General features: G+C 71.7%; 15 protein-coding genes. 10 read left to right on the top strand and 5 right to left on the bottom strand.

What is annotated here, in order from left to right; translation table 11 throughout:
* Positions 1-404 precede the first annotated feature (404 nt).
* The 4 genes from scpB to ACZ6S0_RS08875 all read left to right on the top strand — a co-directional run bounded on the left by scpB (position 405) and on the right by ACZ6S0_RS08875 (position 4,637).
* A complete protein-coding gene (gene scpB, locus ACZ6S0_RS08860) occupies positions 405-1,025 on the top strand; it encodes an SMC-Scp complex subunit ScpB (RefSeq protein WP_465915238.1) in 621 nt (206 codons plus the stop codon).
* On the top strand, positions 1,022-3,049 hold the full coding sequence (locus tag ACZ6S0_RS08865) for a pseudouridine synthase (protein ID WP_465914800.1): 2,028 nt from the start codon (positions 1,022-1,024) through the stop codon (positions 3,047-3,049). The genes scpB and ACZ6S0_RS08865 overlap by 4 nt, the downstream gene beginning before the upstream one ends.
* A gap of 69 nt (positions 3,050-3,118) precedes the next feature.
* Positions 3,119-3,478 carry a chorismate mutase gene (aroH, locus tag ACZ6S0_RS08870; RefSeq protein WP_465914802.1) on the top strand — a complete coding sequence of 120 codons (360 nt, stop codon included), beginning with the start codon at positions 3,119-3,121 and terminating at the stop codon, positions 3,476-3,478.
* A 70-nt stretch (positions 3,479-3,548) separates the two neighbouring features.
* Positions 3,549-4,637 (top strand): prephenate dehydrogenase, encoded by a 1,089-nt coding sequence (locus ACZ6S0_RS08875; RefSeq protein WP_465914804.1) that lies wholly within the window; start codon positions 3,549-3,551, stop codon positions 4,635-4,637.
* A 69-nt stretch (positions 4,638-4,706) separates the two neighbouring features.
* Here the strand turns inward: ACZ6S0_RS08875 and ACZ6S0_RS08880 are convergent, their stop codons facing one another.
* Positions 4,707-4,901: a DUF2795 domain-containing protein gene (locus tag ACZ6S0_RS08880; RefSeq protein WP_465914806.1), complete on the bottom strand. Its 195-nt coding sequence runs from the start codon at positions 4,899-4,901 to the stop codon at positions 4,707-4,709.
* A gap of 159 nt (positions 4,902-5,060) precedes the next feature.
* Here ACZ6S0_RS08880 and ACZ6S0_RS08885 point away from each other — a divergent pair, with 159 nt between their 5' ends.
* From ACZ6S0_RS08885 to aspS, 5 genes are all read left to right on the top strand, one after another.
* Complete coding sequence (locus ACZ6S0_RS08885; protein ID WP_465914808.1) at positions 5,061-5,714, top strand: TetR/AcrR family transcriptional regulator; 654 nt, start codon at positions 5,061-5,063, stop codon at positions 5,712-5,714.
* Positions 5,714-7,066, top strand: coding sequence for a carotenoid oxygenase family protein (locus ACZ6S0_RS08890; RefSeq protein WP_465914809.1), 1,353 nt, complete (start codon positions 5,714-5,716; stop codon positions 7,064-7,066). Before ACZ6S0_RS08885 ends, ACZ6S0_RS08890 begins: the two co-directional genes overlap by 1 nt.
* A gap of 78 nt (positions 7,067-7,144) precedes the next feature.
* The gene (gene cmk / locus ACZ6S0_RS08895; RefSeq protein WP_465914811.1) at positions 7,145-7,873 is read left to right on the top strand and encodes a (d)CMP kinase; all 729 of its coding nucleotides are present in this window, start codon (positions 7,145-7,147) and stop codon (positions 7,871-7,873) included.
* Positions 7,874-7,912: 39 nt separating this feature from the next.
* Entirely contained in the window at positions 7,913-9,304 is a 1,392-nt protein-coding gene (der, locus tag ACZ6S0_RS08900; protein ID WP_465914813.1) for a ribosome biogenesis GTPase Der, read from the top strand.
* 272 nt (positions 9,305-9,576) lie between these two features.
* Positions 9,577-10,839, top strand: a complete 1,263-nt coding sequence (gene aspS, locus ACZ6S0_RS08905) for an aspartate--tRNA(Asn) ligase (RefSeq protein WP_465914815.1) — start codon at positions 9,577-9,579, stop codon at positions 10,837-10,839.
* A gap of 57 nt (positions 10,840-10,896) precedes the next feature.
* On the opposite strand, the gene ACZ6S0_RS08910 is transcribed toward aspS, so the two are convergent.
* The 3 genes from ACZ6S0_RS08910 to ACZ6S0_RS08920 form a co-directional block, all read right to left on the bottom strand.
* Entirely contained in the window at positions 10,897-12,489 is a 1,593-nt protein-coding gene (locus ACZ6S0_RS08910; protein WP_465914818.1) for an MFS transporter, read from the bottom strand.
* Between the two features lie 10 nt (positions 12,490-12,499).
* A complete protein-coding gene (locus tag ACZ6S0_RS08915; RefSeq protein WP_465914820.1) occupies positions 12,500-13,150 on the bottom strand; it encodes an LppX_LprAFG lipoprotein in 651 nt (216 codons plus the stop codon).
* A 118-nt stretch (positions 13,151-13,268) separates the two neighbouring features.
* Complete coding sequence (locus tag ACZ6S0_RS08920; RefSeq protein ID WP_465914822.1) at positions 13,269-13,727, bottom strand: MarR family winged helix-turn-helix transcriptional regulator; 459 nt, start codon at positions 13,725-13,727, stop codon at positions 13,269-13,271.
* 34 nt (positions 13,728-13,761) lie between these two features.
* On the opposite strand from ACZ6S0_RS08920, the gene ACZ6S0_RS08925 reads away from it, so the two are divergent.
* A complete protein-coding gene (locus ACZ6S0_RS08925; RefSeq protein WP_465914824.1) occupies positions 13,762-14,688 on the top strand; it encodes a cation diffusion facilitator family transporter in 927 nt (308 codons plus the stop codon).
* A 122-nt stretch (positions 14,689-14,810) separates the two neighbouring features.
* Here ACZ6S0_RS08925 and ACZ6S0_RS08930 read toward each other — a convergent pair whose 3' ends face one another.
* The gene (locus ACZ6S0_RS08930; protein WP_465914825.1) at positions 14,811-15,173 is read right to left on the bottom strand and encodes a VOC family protein; all 363 of its coding nucleotides are present in this window, start codon (positions 15,171-15,173) and stop codon (positions 14,811-14,813) included.
* Positions 15,174-15,274: the final 101 nt, after the last annotated feature.

The following is a 15,274-nucleotide window of genomic DNA, read 5'->3' on the forward strand; positions in this document are numbered from 1 at the left end:
CCGACGCGGCAGGCGCGCCGCCTGCGGAGGCGGTGCTCGCGGACACGCTGCCTGCGGAGGCGCTGCCTGTGGCGGGCGTGGAGGGCGAGGAAGACGCCGTGCCCGTCGCTTCCCCGCCGACGGACGGGATACCGGGCGCGATCGTCGAGCCTGAGCCTGAGCCTGAGCCTGAGCCTGAGCCTGAGCCTGAGCCTGAGCCTGAGCCTGAGGCGGAGGTGGACGTTGCGCTCGGCACTGGGGTGAGCACCAAGCCAGACACCGAGCCAGACGTTGCGTCGCCCACCGCGTCGCCCACCGCGTCGCCCACCGCGTCGCCCACCGCGTCGCCCACCGCGTCGCCCACCGCGTCGCCCACCGCGTCGCCCACCGCGTCGGACATCGCGCCGGACATCGCAGTGGGCGGTGTGGTGGGTGGTGGGGCTTGGGGAGTTGGTGAGGCGGAGGAGGGGCTCGCGAGGGAGCCGGAGGAGGCTGGGGAGCCGGGACCGGCGCTGGAGGCGGCGTTGGAGGCTATCCTGATGGTGGTAGATGAGCCCGTCGCCGAGGTGACTCTCGCTCAGGTGCTGGAGCGGCCCACGCACGAGGTGGCCGCCGCTCTGCGGGGCCTGGCAGCGGAATACACGGCCGCCGGGCGGGGTTTTGACTTGCGGGAAGTCGCGGGCGGCTGGCGGTTCTACACGCGGGCCGACTGCGCGCCGCTGGTCGAGCGGTTCGTACGCGACGGACAGCAGACGCGGCTGACCCAGGCCGCGCTGGAAACTCTCGCGGTCGTGGCCTACCGGCAACCGGTGAGCCGTGCCCGCGTCGCCGCGGTACGCGGTGTCAACAGCGACGGCGTCATGCGGACGCTCGTCGCCAGGGGGCTGGTCGAGGAGGCCGGCACCGACCCGGAGAGCCAGGCAGTGCTCTACCGGACAAGCTCATACTTCCTTGAACGTCTGGGACTGCGGGACCTCAGCGAGCTTCCCGAGCTCGCTCCCTTCCTCCCGGACGACGTGGAGAATCTCGAGGAGACGACAAAGTGATCAACAGGCGTAGTACCCCGTCCGGTGATGGACGCGGTCGTGGACCCGCCGGCGGCTCCGGCCGTGGTGGGCGTCCCGCCTTCCGTTCCGACGACAACCGCCGCGGTACCCGCCGCGGTGACGACAACCGCGGTGGTTTCCGCCGCGACGACGACTTCCGCGAGCGTCCGTCACGCGATTCGCTGCGCGCCGACCGGGGCGGCTCCCGCTCCGGGTACGGCACGCGCGACGGAGACGGCGGCCGCGAAGGCACCGGACGCCAGGGCCAGGGCCAGAACCGCCAGGGCCCGGGTCAGAGCCGCGGCCGTCAGGGCCAGAGCCAGAGCTATGGTCGTCCGGGCCAGGGCCAGGGCCAGGGCCAGGGCCAGGGCTACGGCCGTCCGGGCCAGGGCTATGGCCAGAGCCAGGGCCGGGGTCGTCCGGGCCAGGGCCAGGGCCGAGGGCCGGGCCAGGACCGAGGCCAGGGCCAGGGCCGGTTCGAGCGCGATGACCGCTACCGGCGCGACGAGGGTTACGGACGTGAGCGCCGCTACGAGCAGGGCGACCGTTACCAGCGCGGTGACCGTTACGGGCGCGATGAGCGTTACGGGCGGGGCGATCGTCCTGAGCGCCGTGAGGGCTCGGGGCGTGATGATCGTTTCGGCGGCGACCGCTATGAGCGCGGTGCGCGTTCCGGACGTGACGACCGTTCCGGACGTGACGACCGTTACGGGCGCGGCGAGCGGTACGAGGGCCGCGGAGAGCGGCGTGACGAGCGGCCCGGCGAGCGGCCCGGCGAACGGCATGGTGAGCGTCGCGGCGAGTGGCGCGGCGAGCGGCGTGACGAGTCCCAGGGTGAGCGGCGCGGTGAGTGGCGCGACGACCGGGCCGGTGGTTTCCGGGCCGGTCGGAGCGGGCGGCGTGAGGACGTCGCCCCCAGGTCCGCCGCCACGTCCCGCTCCCGGTACGGCAGGAGGGACGACGACCGTCCCGAGCGTTCCGAGTGGCGTGGCGGGCAGGGGGAGCGTCCCCAGCGGCCTCAGCGCGTCGAGCGGCCCGACCGGCCGGGTGGCGGCGAATGGCGGTCCGACCGATCGGGCGGCGGTGAGCGGCGGTTCGACCGGACGGGCGGCGGTGAGCGGCGGGCGCCTCGTACGCCGCGTCGCGACGACGTCCAGACCACCGGCGGGCCCAGGCGTCCGGGCTCCGGCGGCCCCGGCAGCCCGCAGCGCGACCGGATCAAGGCGGCGAGGCAGCCCATCCGCGACCGCGACCTCTTCCCCGAGGGCTACACCGACGAGCGCGACACCACCGAGGTGCCCGACGGCATCCGGCTGCAGAAGGTGCTCGCCCAGGCGGGCGTGGCCAGCCGCAGGGCCTGCGAGGAGATGATCGGCGAGGGCCGCGTCACCGTCAACGGCCAGGTCGTACGCCGGTTCGGCGCCAAGGTCGACCCGGCCGCCCAGGTCATCCACGTCGACGGCAAGCGCATCCCGACCGCGCCCGACCTGGTCTACTACGCGCTCAACAAGCCGATCGGCGTCGTCTCCACGATGGACGACCCGCAGGGGCGTCCGTGCCTGGCCGACTACGTCGAGGAGCTGGCGCCCAGGTTGTTCCACGTGGGGCGGCTCGACACCGAGACCGAGGGCCTGCTGCTGCTCACCAACGACGGCGAGCTGGCCAACCGGCTGACGCACCCGAGCTACGGCGTTCAGAAGAAGTACTGGGCCAAGGTGCCCGGCCCGATCCCGCGCGACCTGGGGCGCCGGCTCAAGCAGGGCATCGAGCTGGAGGACGGCCTGGTCAGGGCCGACTCGTTCTCCATCGTGCAGGAGCACGGCCAGCAGGCGCTGGTCGAGGTCGTCCTGCACGAGGGCCGCAAGCACGTGGTCAGGCGCATGCTGGAGGAGACCGGTCACCGGGTGATCGACCTGGCCAGGATCGAGTTCGGGCCGGTGAAGCTGGGCCGCACGAAGCCCGGCACCATCAGGGCGCTGACCTTGAAGGAAGTCGGCGAGCTGTACGCGGCGGTGAAGCTGTAATCTGGCCGGACGTAGGGGCCCGCGCGATCCGCCGCGCGGGCTCTGCGGGCACAGAAGGAGACGAAGCGCATGGTGCGGGCGATCCGCGGGGCGATCCAGGTGGACGCCAACGAGCGCGCCTCGGTCATCTCGGGCACGACCGAGCTGGTCAGCGCGATCATGGAGCGTAACGACCTGAGCCCCGACGACGTGATCAGCGTGCTGTTCACCGCCACGCCCGACCTGACCGCGGAGTTCCCCGCGCTCGCCGCGCGTAAGCTGGGTTTCCACGAGGTGCCGTTGATCTGCTGCACCGAGATCGACGTGCCGGGCGCGCTGCCGCGGGTCGTCCGTCTCATGGCGCACGTGGAGAGCGATCGTCCGCGTTCCGCGATCCAGCACGTCTACCTGCGCGGCGCGATGGCGCTGCGCCAGGACATCGCCCAATAGACCTCAGGTAAACCAGGTAAGCAGCAGAGCAGTTCAGCAGCCCGTACGGCCCATACACCAGGACATCGAGATGGAACTACGTACCGTGCTCGTCGTGGGCACCGGTCTGATCGGCACCTCCGCGGCGCTCGCGCTGCGCAAGCGCGGGGTGCGGGTGCTGCTCGCCGACCGCGACCCGGGAGCCGTGCGCCTGGCGCGGGAGCTGGGCGCGGGCGAAGACTGGCTGCCCGACGCCGCCGAGCGTGAGTCGGCCGATCTCGCGATCGTCGCGGTGCCCCCGGCCCACGTGGCGAGCGAGCTGCTGGAGCTGCAGCGCATCGGCGCGGCCCGCTTCTACACCGATGTCGCCAGCGTCAAGGCCGAGCCCATTCACCGGGCCGCGCAGCTCGGCTGCGACCTGGCCGCCTACGTGGCCTCCCATCCGCTGGCCGGGCGGGAGAAGTCGGGGCCCGGCGCCGCCCGCGACGACCTGTTCCTCGGCCGTCCGTGGGCCCTGTGCCCGACGGACGAGGCCGACCCCGAGGCGAAGGCGGCCGTGCTGCGGCTAATCGAGCTGTGCGGGGCCAACGCCGTCGAGGTGAGCGCGATCGACCACGACCGCGCCGTGGCCGTGGTCTCCCACGCGCCTCACGTGGCCGCCTCCGCGGTGGCCGCCAGGCTGGCCGACGCCACCGACGTGGCGCTCGGGCTGGCCGGGCAGGGGGTGCGCGACGTGACCCGCATCGCGGGCAGCGACCCCGGCCTGTGGCTGGGCATCCTGTCGGGCAACGCCTCCCCGGTGGCCGAGGTGCTGGAGGCGGTGGCCACCGACCTGGCCGACGCCGCCACCGCGCTGCGGGCCATGGCCGAGGGCGACGGCACCGCCACCAACGAGATCACTGAGCTGCTCAAGCGCGGTGTGGTGGGCCACGACCGCATCCCGGGCAAGCACGGCGGTCCCGCCTCGTCCTACGCGGTCGTCCAGGTCGTCATCGGTGACCGTCCCGGGCAGCTCGCCCGGCTCTTCCAGGTGTGCGACGAGGTCGGGGTCAACGTCGAGGACGTACGCCTCGAGCACGCCCCTGGCCTGCCCCTGGGCATCGCGGAGCTGTCGGTGGAGCCCGACGCGGCCACCGCCCTCACCCAGGCCCTGCGCGAACGGGGCTGGCAGGTGCCCTGACCTCCGCGAGCACAGACAGCACCGCGGGCGGGACCGGGTCATCGGTCCCGCCCGCGGCGTTCTTACGGATCAGTGTTTGTTGATCGCCTGGCTGACGGCGCTCGGGCCGTCGTACTGACGATCGGGCATGGCCTGGAGCGCCTTGACTATGGCGTCGCTCGCGTTGTGCTTGCGGGCAGCCCTGATCAGGTCTTCCTTGGTGGCCGGGTAGTCGACGCCGCTCAGGTGTTTCTGCAGGTCGATCGGGTTCGGTGCTGTTGTCATGGCCCTCTGCTGCCCTTCGCTCACGATGGGTAACGAGTGACTTCGAGATTTCTTCCGGAACTTTCCGGTTCTCCTGTCTCGTCGGGGCGTTGACGGGTGGCCGGGCGTGGCATAGAAAGGCGGTAACAGCGTTACCGATAAGAAACGGTGTTACCGGGCATGGCGGGATCCGCGTATCAGCAGGCTCAGCGGGAGGGGCAGGGCGTCGTCAGGGCGGCTGTCCTGGAGGTGGCCAAGCGGCTGCTGGTGACCGAGGGGCCGGGGGCGCTCACCGTGCGCAGGATCGCCGGCGAGGTGGGCTGTTCGACCAAGGTGATCTACACGCTCTTCGGCGGGAAGGACGGGCTGAGCGAGGCGCTCTGGCTGGAGGGGTTCGCCAGGTTCGAGCGGCGGCTGGTGGAGGTGCCGCCGGACGACGACAAGCTCGCGCGGCTGCACGCGGGGCTCCTGGCCTACCGCGAGTACGCGCTGGGCGAGCCCGACTACTACAGGGTGATGTTCCAGGGGGCGATGCCGGGGTTCCGTCCGGGGCCGGAGGCGGTGGTGGCGGCCAAGCGCACGTTCGACCTGCTGGTACGCGGCGTGGCCGAGTGCCTGGAGGCCGGGGTGTTGCGGGGGGCCGAGGCGACGGAGATCGCCGATGTGCTGTGGATGGCCGTGCACGGTGCGGTGAGCCTGGAAATCCTGGGCTATTTCGATCGGGCCGTGGCAGAGCAGCGCTACCGGCTGCTCTGCACCTCGGTGCTCACACCGTTCCTGGCCTCCTGCCGGACGGGTGCCCGTGAGACGGACGCAGACGAGAGGGAAGTGTGATGATGAAATCTCCCTTCAGCGATGGATTCGCCCCGGTGGCCGAGGAGATCACCGCTTTCGACCTCCAGGTCACCGGCCGCATCCCGGACGAGCTGAACGGCCGCTACCTGCGCAACGGCCCCAACCCGCTCAGCCTCGACGACCCCTCCGCCGGGCATCTGTTCCTGGGCGAGGGCATGGTGCACGGCGTACGGCTGCGTGAGGGCCGCGCCGAGTGGTACCGCAACCGGTGGGTGCGCTCCGCCCGGGTCGCCGAGCGGCTCGGCGAGCGGCCCCGTCCAGGGCCCGTGCACGGGGGCATGGACTTCGCGGCCAACACGCACGTCATCGGGGTGGCCGGGCGCACGTTCGCGACGGTGGAGGCGGGGGCCCTACCGTACGAGCTGGGCTACGAGCTCGACACCCTCGGCTCGTGCGACTTCGGCGGCGGCCTGCCCGGCGGGTACGCCGCCCACACCCACCTCGACCCGGTCAGCGGGGAGCTGCACGCGCTGGCGTACTTCTTCGCCTGGGACCACCACCAGCACATCGTCATCGACCCCAAGGGGACGGTCACGCAGGTCAGGGACATCCCGGTGCCCGACTCGCCGATGGTGCACGACTTCGCGATCACCGAGCGGTTCGTGGTGATCTACGACCTGCCGGTCACGTTCAGCATGGGGCACGCGGAGAAGGGGGTGCTGCTGCCGTACGCGTGGAACGAGGAGCGCGCCCCGCGCGTGGGGCTGCTGTCACGCGAGAGCGGCGAGGTGCGGTGGGTGGAGGCGCCGTCCTGCTGGGTCTTCCACACCCTCAACGCCTACGACGACGGCGACCAGGTGGTGGTCGACGTGGTCAGCTACCCCAAGGGCTTCGTGGACGCGCGTCTCGACCTGGGCGGCTCGCCTGCGCTCGACCGCTGGCGGATCGACCTGACCACGGGCAGGACGGCGGTGACGCGCCTGGACGACCGCGCGCAGGAGTTCCCGCGCATGGACGAGCGCCGCACCGGCCGCCCCTACCGCTACGGCTACGCGGCCGCCACCACGGAGCTGCGCGACATCGTCGGGAACGAGTTCGAGGACCTGCCCGACGAGGCGTTCGAGAACACGCTCATCAAGCACGACCTGGTGCGGGGCACGCAGGAGACGCGGGTGTTCGGGCGCGGCGCGTACGTGGGCGAGCCGGTGTTCGTCGGCTCGGGGGCGGCCGAGGACGACGGTTGGCTGATCGCGTACGTCAACGACCCGGCCAGGGGAGCGACCGACCTGGTGATCCTTCAGTCGCAGGACTTCACCGGCGAGCCGGTCGCCACCGTGCACCTGCCGGCCCGGGTGCCGCTCGGCTTCCACGGAAGCTGGATCGCCGACTGACGGGGAGCTGGATCGCCGACCTGGCCGGAGGCGGTAGCCTCTTCGCGTCGGACAAGACGTGATTGAAGAAGGAGCGCCGTGACCGGTCTGGTCGTCGCCATGGACGGCCCTTCGGGGTCGGGTAAGTCGAGCGTGTCGCGTGGCGTGGCCCGCGCGCTGGGCCTGCGTTACCTCGACACCGGCGCGATGTATCGCGCGATGACCTGGTGGATGCTCCGGCAGGGCGTCGACCTGGCCGATCCCGCCGCGATCGCGGCACGCTGCGGCGAGCCGGGCATCGTGTCCGGCACCGACCCCGACGCCCCCGCCATCCACGTCGACGGCGTCGACGTGGCGGGGCCGATCAGGGAGGCCGAGGTCACCGGCGGGGTCTCGGTCGTCGCGGCCGTTCCCGAGGTGCGGGCGCTGCTGGTGGCGCTGCAGCGGGAGATCATCGGCAAGGGCGACATCGTGGTCGAGGGCCGCGACATCGGCACGGTCGTCTGGCCGGACGCCACCGCTAAGATCTACCTCACGGCCAGCGCCGAGGCCCGCGCCCGCCGCCGCAGCGCCGAGCTGGCCGGGTCCACGGTGGAGGCGCAGCAGCAGGCCATGGCCCGGCGTGACACCCTCGATTCGACACGCAAGACCGACCCACTCTCGATGGCGGACGGCGCCGTCGAGGTCGACACCACCGCGCTCAACCTCGAAGAGGTCATCGCGGAGGTGCTGAGGCTGGTCGCGGAGCGGACGGAAGCCGACGGAGCGCGCGAGCCGCGCCCCGGCGGGTCCGGAAGCGGGCGCGGCCGTATCCACGAGCGCACCTGAGACAGGCTCAGGTGCGGTACTCACAAAGGACGAACAATCGTGACAACGGGGGATTGGGTCGAGGCCGACCTCGACGACCTTGAGATCGGCGAGCACGAGCACGGCGCTCCGGCACCGGTCGTGGCCATCGTGGGGCGGCCGAACGTCGGCAAGTCCACGCTGGTCAACCGCATCATCGGCCGCCGCGAGGCGGTCGTCGAAGACGTGCCGGGGGTCACCCGCGACCGCGTCACCTACGACGCCAACTGGCGTGGCCGCCGCTTCACCGTGGTCGACACCGGCGGCTGGGACCCCGAGGCCACCGGCATGAACCTGCGCATCGCCGAGCAGGCCCAGGTGGCCGTCGAGCTGGCCGACGTGATCGTGTTCGTGGTCGACGCCACCGTGGGCGCCACCGACGCCGACGAGGTCGTGGGCTCGGTGCTGCGCCAGTCGGGCAAGCCGGTCGTGCTGGCCGCCAACAAGGTCGACAACCAGCAACTCGAGCTGGAAGCCGCCGCGCTGTGGTCGCTCGGGCTCGGCGAGCCCTACCCGGTCTCCGCCCTGCACGGGCGCTCCAGCGGCGACCTGCTCGACGTCGTGCTCGACGCGCTGCCCGAGACGCCGCAGCTCACGTTCGAGGCCGAGCGCGGGCCCGCCCGCGTGGCGCTGCTCGGCAAGCCCAACGTGGGCAAGTCCTCGCTGCTCAACAAGCTGGCCGGAGAAGAGCGGGTGCTGGTCGACCCGATGGCGGGCACCACCCGCGACCCGGTCGACGAGCTGATCGAGCTGGGCGGGCGCACCTGGCGCTTCGTCGACACCGCCGGAATCCGGCGGCGCGACCGCGAGCTGCAGGGGGCCGACTTCTACGCGGCCATGCGCACGCGGGCGGCGCTGGAGCGTACGGAGGTGGCGATCGTGCTGATCGACGCCAGCGAGCCGCTCACCGAGCAAGACCTGCGCATCATCGGCCTGGTCATCGAGTCCGGGCGGGCCATGGTGGTGGCCTTCAACAAGTGGGACCTGCTCGACGAGGACCGGCGCTACTACCTGGAGAAGGAGATCGACCGGCAGCTCGTCCGCACGCCGTGGGCGCTGCGCGTCAACATCTCCGCCAAGACGGGCCGCCACGTCGACCGGCTGGTCCCGGCCCTGGAGAAGGCGCTCGACTCGTGGTCCACGCGGGTGCCGACGGCCAGGCTCAACGCGTTCCTCACCGAGCTGGTGCACCAGACGCCGCCGCCGGTCCGGGGCGGCAAGCAGCCGAAGATCCTCTTCGCCACGCAGGCGTCGGTCGAGCCGCCCAAGTTCGTGCTGTTCACCTCGGGCTGGCTGGAAGACACCTACCGGCGCTTCATCGAGCGGCGCATCCGGGAGGAGTTCGGCTTCGCCGGCTCGCCGATCGAGGTGACGATGAAGATCCGCGAAAAGCGCGCCAAGAAAGACAAGTGACCTGCGGTAAGATCGACCGCAACACGCTGACGGAGACGAGTAGCCAGCGGGCCGCACGGCCCCAGAGAGCCGCCGGTAGCTGCGAAGGCGGCGCCGTGCCCCGCTGGTGAAGACACTCCCGAGTGCGGGGAGGAAATGCCCCGCCGGTCTGACCCCCGTCACAGGGTCGTGAAGGCCGCCCCGCGCACGGGGTGGCGAAAGTGCGGTGGCACCGGGAGCTCCCTTCTCCCCCGCACTCCCAAGGGGTCATGCACTTCCGCAGAGGAGCTGTAATGATCTCTCGTGTTCTGTCCGCCGAGCTCGCTGAGCACGCCGGGCAACGAGTGACGATCGCCGGCTGGGTCCATCGCCGCCGGCAACTCAAATCCGTGTCCTTCCTCGTCGTCAGAGACCGGTGCGGGCTGGCCCAGGCGGTCACCGCGCACGACCTGCCGCCCGAGGAGAGCGTCGTCGAGGTCACCGGCACCGTGGCCGCCAGCCCACAGGCCCCGGGCGGCTACGAGCTGGTCGCGCCGGAGGTCGAGGTGCTGGCCGAGCCCTCCGTGGCGCCGCCGTTCGACCTGTATCGGCCCGTGGTCGGGGCGGCGCTGCCAACCGTGCTCGACCACGCGCCGGTCGCGCTGCGGCACCCGCTGCTGCGGGCGCCGCTCGAGCTGTCGGCCGCCAGTGTGGCCGGGTTCCGTGAGGCGCTCGACCGGCTGGGCTTCACCGAGATCCACACCCCGAAGATCGTCGGCTCGGCCACCGAGTCGGGCGCGAACGTCTTCGGCATCGACTACTTCGGCCGGCCCGCCTACCTGGCACAGTCGCCGCAGTTCTACAAGCAGGCGATGGTCGGGGTGTTCGAGCGGGTCTACGAGGTCGGGCCCGTCTTCCGCGCCGAGCCGCACGACACCGTGCGGCACCTGGCCCAGTACACGAGCCTGGACGCCGAGCTGGGCTTCGTCCGCGACCACCGCGACGTGATGGCGGTGCTGCGGGAGGCGGTGGCGGGCATGCTGGAGTCCGTACGCCGCCGCGCCCCGTCGGCCCTCGACCTGCTCGGCGTCCGGCTTCCACGGGTACCCGAGGAGATCCCCGCCATCCACTTCACCGAGGCGCAGCGGCTCACCTCGTCGGACGAGCCCGACCTGTCGCCCGCGCAGGAACGCCTGCTGTCGGAGTGGGCCGAGCGGGAGCACGGGTCGGAGTTCCTCTTCGTCACCGGGTACCCGATGTCCAAGCGGCCGTTCTACACCCATCCCGACCCGGCGCGGCCCGGCCACTCCAACGGGTTCGACCTGCTCTTCCGTGGCCTGGAACTGGTCACGGGCGGGCAGCGGTTGCACCGGTACGACGACTACGTGCGGGCGCTGGCCTCCCGTGGGGAGGGGACGGAGGCGTACGAGGGGTATCTGCAGGCGTTCAGGTACGGGATGCCGCCGCACGGCGGGTTCGCGCTGGGGCTGGAACGGTGGACAGCACGGCTGACGGGTGCGGCCAACATCCGCCAGACCACCGCGTTCCCCCGGGACCTGCACCGCCTGTCCCCGTGACATGACGGGGCTGACGGGGCGGCCTTCCACGAGGGCCGCCCCGTCGTCGCCGTGACGCTATCTGCGGCGGGACGGCATCAACGCCGCGACGCCCACGCCGGCCAGGCAGACGAACGCCGTGACGAGGAACATCTCGGTGTACTCGATGTGCAGCGCGGCCTGCACCTTGGCGGTGTAGTCGGCGAGCTGCCGCTGGTACGTCACCCCGTCCACGCCGAACGGCAGCGGCGTGTCCAGGTCGGCGGTCAGCGAACGGAAGCGGTGGAACCCCCACGCCGACACGGCGGCGATGCCGATCAGCATGCCCATCATCCTGGCCACGACCACCGCCGCCGACGCCACTCCGTGCTGCCCGGCGGCGGTCACGCGCAGCACCGCCGCCGACATCGGGGCGATCACCAGGCCGAGGCCCAGGCCCGCCGTGACCAGGGCGACGTCCACCGCCAGGCCCGCCCCGGACAGGTCGGACGGCCAGCGGCTCATCAGCCAGTAGCCGGCCGTCGCCACCGCCATGCCCGCCACGGCCACCACGCGGTCGCCCAGCCTGCGGGCCAGGAGGCCGCCGAGCAGCGCCGCCACGGTGAGGGCGACGAGGAAGCGGCCCAGGACCAGCGACGCGCCCAGCTCGTCGGCGCCGAGCAGGGTCTGCGCGGTGAGCGGCACGAACACCATGGTGACCAGCAGCGCGGCCCCGGCCAGGAAGGCCACGGCCAGGGTGGCGAGCAGCGGGACCTTGCGGGTGGCGGTGAGGTCGAGCAGGCGTACGGGGGAGCGGACCTCCCACCACACGAACCCGGCCGCCACCGCCGCCCCGGCCGCGATCAGGTACGGGCCCCAAGGGGGCAGGATGGCGGTGGCGGGGTCGGGGTTGTAGAGGCCGATGATCAGCAGCGCGAGCGCCAGGGCCAGCAACACCCCGCCGACCACGTCCACCCGATCATCCGCCCGGCCGTCCACGTCACGGGCCGCCCGGCCGCCGGGTGCCTGCGCTGCCTCCGCTGTGGTGACGATGGTGACGGCGGGATCGGTGATGGTGGTGGGGACGGATGGGCGGGTACGGGGCGGGACGGTGAGGTGGACGGCGACGGCGGCCAGCGCGGCGAGCGGGACGTTGATCCAGAAGATGGCGTGCCAGCCCCCCAGCTCCACCCCCGCCACCACCGTGCTCGGTATCCCCGCCAGCAACCCCCCGTACAGCGGCCCGAGCGCACTGCCCAGCTCCTGCGCCGCCCCCACGGCGCCCAGGGCGAGCGGCCGCTCGCGTTCCGCCCACAGGTCGCCGATGAGCGCCATCGTGATCGGCAGCAGCGCGCCCCCGGCCACCCCCTGCACGGTACGCCCGGCCACCACCATGACCTCCCCGGACGCCAGCGCCGTCAGCACCGAGCCGAGCGCGAACGCCGCCAGGCAGGCGTGGATGAGCGGCCGCCGCCCGTACCGGTCGGAGAGCCGGCCGAGCAGCGGCATCGCGGCGACGTACCCGAGCAGGAAGCCCGTGACGATCGGCGTGGCGCGTTCGAGGTGGTTGAGCGGGATGCCCACGTCTTCGGCGATGCCGACCAGGACCGTCACCACCACGTAGGCGTCCAGGGCGGCCAGCAGCACCACCGCGCCACCGGTGCCGAGCACCACCCGGCGGGCGTGCCTCATCAGGTGTGCCTCACCCGGCGGGGGGCGGGGTGATCGTGACCGGCGCGTCGTACTCGCTGAACGCCACCGTCACCGTGCCGTTCTGCAGCGGCAGGCTCGCCTTGGTGAGCCTGCCGGTGGCCTGGTCGAGCCAGATCCTGCCGCTCACGCCCTGCGTGACGCCGGGGATGATCTGGCCCACCACGTTCCCCGGGAAGGTCGTGGCCACCCGGTACGCCCCGCTCTCCACCCCCTCCACCATGGGGTCGGTGGCCGAGGCGAGCAGGTGCGCGATGCCTTTGGTGGGCTCGAGGATCACCGACGGGTCGTAGATCTGGGCGAGCTGCTCCCGCGTCATCTTCTGGAACCCGCCCGTCGCGCCCTTGAAGTGCACGGTGTCGCCGACCACGGCGAACGTCACCTCGAGGAGGTTGCCCAGCGCCTCGATCGTGATCGTGCCGTCGGCGTCGCCCCCGGCGGTGAGCCGGCCGTCGGCCTTCTTGACCGGCACGTTCGGCTTGCCCTCGGTCGTGATCGAGAACCTGGCCGACTTGACGGCCTTCATGGCCTCGGCGGCCTTCGCCATCAGGTCGGGCCCGGCGGGCAGCTCGCCCCCCGCGCCGCTCGACGAGCACGCCGACGCCAGCGCGAGGACCACCACGATCAGTAGCTTTCTGAGCATGCCCCGGATGCTAGCGACCGGCCGTGAACTCCGTGTGGCGTCGCCGATATCGGTTGGATGTCAGCGCGGCTCCACCGACCGCTTCACGGTCCGCGCGGCCTCGTCGGCCGCTCCCCGGTCAGCGCAGCTTCTTCAGGTGCTCCACGATCGGCGCGTACGCCGCCTCGATCGCGTCGAGCTGATCGTCGGTGAGCAGGTCGACGAAGTGCTCGCGCACGCCGCCCACGTGGTGCGGCGCCACCCGCTGGGTCGTCTCCCAGCCCTCGTCGGTCAGCACCGCGAACGTGCCCCGCCGGTCGTCGTGGCAGTCTTCCCTGGCGACCAGGCCCTTGGCCTCCATGCGGGAGATCTGGTGCGACAGCCGGCTGCGTGACTGGATGGTCGCGTCGGCCAGGTCGCTCATCCGCATGCGGCGCCCGGGGCTCTCGGAGAGGTTGACGAGGATCTCGTAGTCGTTCAACGAGAGCGCGTGCTCCTGCAGCTCGCGGTCGAGCCGGTGCATCAGCAGTTTGTGCACCGCCAGGTGCGTACGCCAGGCACGCTGTTCGGCGGGTGATAGCCAGCGAGGCGCGCTCATGATCCCCAATTTAGCGCACATAGTGTGGTGTGCCATGGAGGACAGGTCGGGGGAGAGTCTGGGCACCGTGCTCGTGGCCGGCGCCGCGAACCTCGTCATCGCGCTGGCCAAGCTCGTCGCCGGGCTCATGAGCGGCTCGGCGGCCATGCTGTCGGAGTCGGTCCACTCCGCCGCCGACACGGTGACCGAACTGCTGCTGCTGGTGGCGGTACGCCGTGCGGCCAGGCCCGCCGACCAGCGGCATCCGTTCGGGCACGGCAAGGCCGGGTTCGTCTGGGCCATGATGGCGGCGGTGGCGACGCTGGTGGGCGGGGCCGGGTTCGCCATCACGCACGGTCTGCACGTGATCGGCCACGGTGAGGAACTGTCGAACCTCACCCCGTCCTACATCGTGCTGGCGGTCTCGTTCGTCATCGAGGGCGTCTCGTTCACGAAGGCACTCTCGCAGTTGCGCGGCCAGGCCACCCGCTACGACGTCGACCCGCTGCGCCTGGTGCGGCTCACCTCCGACACCCCGCTCAAGGCCGTGCTGTTCGAGGACGCCGCCGCCCTCGTCGGGCTGCTGATCGCCGGGGCGGGGCTGCTCGGCTCGCAGCTCACCGGCTCCGCGCTGTGGGACGGCGCCGCGTCCGTCGCGATCGGCCTGCTGCTGGTGGTCGCGGCGCTCACCCTGATCCAGTCGAACCTGTCGTTGCTCGTCGGGCAGGCCGCGCCCCGGAGCGTCGAGGGCGACATCCGCGCCGTGCTGCTGGAGCAGCCCGAGGTCGAGGACGTGGTCGAACTGCTCACCATGATGATCGGGCCCGGCGAGATCCTGGTGGCCGCGAAGATCGACTTCCGGGACGAGGCGAGCGCGGCCGGCGTGGAGATCGCCTGCGACGAGGTGGACCGGCGGCTGCGCGCCCGGGTTCCCGGGGTCAGGCACGTCTTCCTCGACCCCACTCCGAAACACTCCCGCTGACACGTGTCTCAGAGCCTGCTGACGTGTTCCAGAGGGAAGCGCCGGATTGTGGTCGTCTCGACTTCCCGGCGCACGAGGCGGCGGTGGCGGACCGGCCAGGCGAACGCCCGTCCCCTCGCCCGTCACTTCTTGGAGATCATGACCTCGTGGCCGTCCGGGTCGGTCGCCTTGATGTAGGTGCCCCAGGGCTCCTCCACCGGGTCGGTCACGGTGACACCGGCCGCGCGCAACCGACGCACCGTTTCGTCGATGTCGTCGCAGGCGAAGGTGAGATAAGCACCCTCGCCTGGCTTCTTGCCGAACGCCTCCGCGCTGTGCAGGGTGATCGAGGTCTGCCCGTTCGGCGGCTTGACCTCCACCCAGCGCGCGCCCGGCCACATCTCGGCGTCGACGGTCTTGGTGAAGCCGAGCTGGTCGACGTAGAAGTCCACCGACCGCTGCTGATCGGCCACGTACATGACGGCGACACTGATATGGGTGATCATGAACATCCCTTTTGTCGGCTCACCGCATCGGTCGTCAGCGACGACGGAACAGCAGAAGTTTAGGTGAAGAACTCATGTTTCGGGTGATCTTTTACCCGGTG

The sequence above is a fragment of the Nonomuraea sp. NPDC051298 genome, assembly GCF_055586305.1.

Coding starts and splice junctions, on each gene's coding strand:
- aroH (WP_465914802.1), top strand. CDS start 3,119: ATGGTGCGGGCGATCCGCGGGGCGATCCAGGTGGACGCCAACGAGCGC.
- ACZ6S0_RS08875 (WP_465914804.1), top strand. CDS start 3,549: ATGGAACTACGTACCGTGCTCGTCGTGGGCACCGGTCTGATCGGCACC.
- ACZ6S0_RS08880 (WP_465914806.1), bottom strand. CDS start 4,901: ATGACAACAGCACCGAACCCGATCGACCTGCAGAAACACCTGAGCGGC.
- ACZ6S0_RS08885 (WP_465914808.1), top strand. CDS start 5,061: ATGGCGGGATCCGCGTATCAGCAGGCTCAGCGGGAGGGGCAGGGCGTC.
- ACZ6S0_RS08890 (WP_465914809.1), top strand. CDS start 5,714: ATGATGAAATCTCCCTTCAGCGATGGATTCGCCCCGGTGGCCGAGGAG.
- aspS (WP_465914815.1), top strand. CDS start 9,577: ATGATCTCTCGTGTTCTGTCCGCCGAGCTCGCTGAGCACGCCGGGCAA.
- ACZ6S0_RS08910 (WP_465914818.1), bottom strand. CDS start 12,489: ATGAGGCACGCCCGCCGGGTGGTGCTCGGCACCGGTGGCGCGGTGGTG.
- ACZ6S0_RS08915 (WP_465914820.1), bottom strand. CDS start 13,150: ATGCTCAGAAAGCTACTGATCGTGGTGGTCCTCGCGCTGGCGTCGGCG.
- ACZ6S0_RS08920 (WP_465914822.1), bottom strand. CDS start 13,727: ATGAGCGCGCCTCGCTGGCTATCACCCGCCGAACAGCGTGCCTGGCGT.
- ACZ6S0_RS08925 (WP_465914824.1), top strand. CDS start 13,762: ATGGAGGACAGGTCGGGGGAGAGTCTGGGCACCGTGCTCGTGGCCGGC.
- ACZ6S0_RS08930 (WP_465914825.1), bottom strand. CDS start 15,173: ATGATCACCCATATCAGTGTCGCCGTCATGTACGTGGCCGATCAGCAG.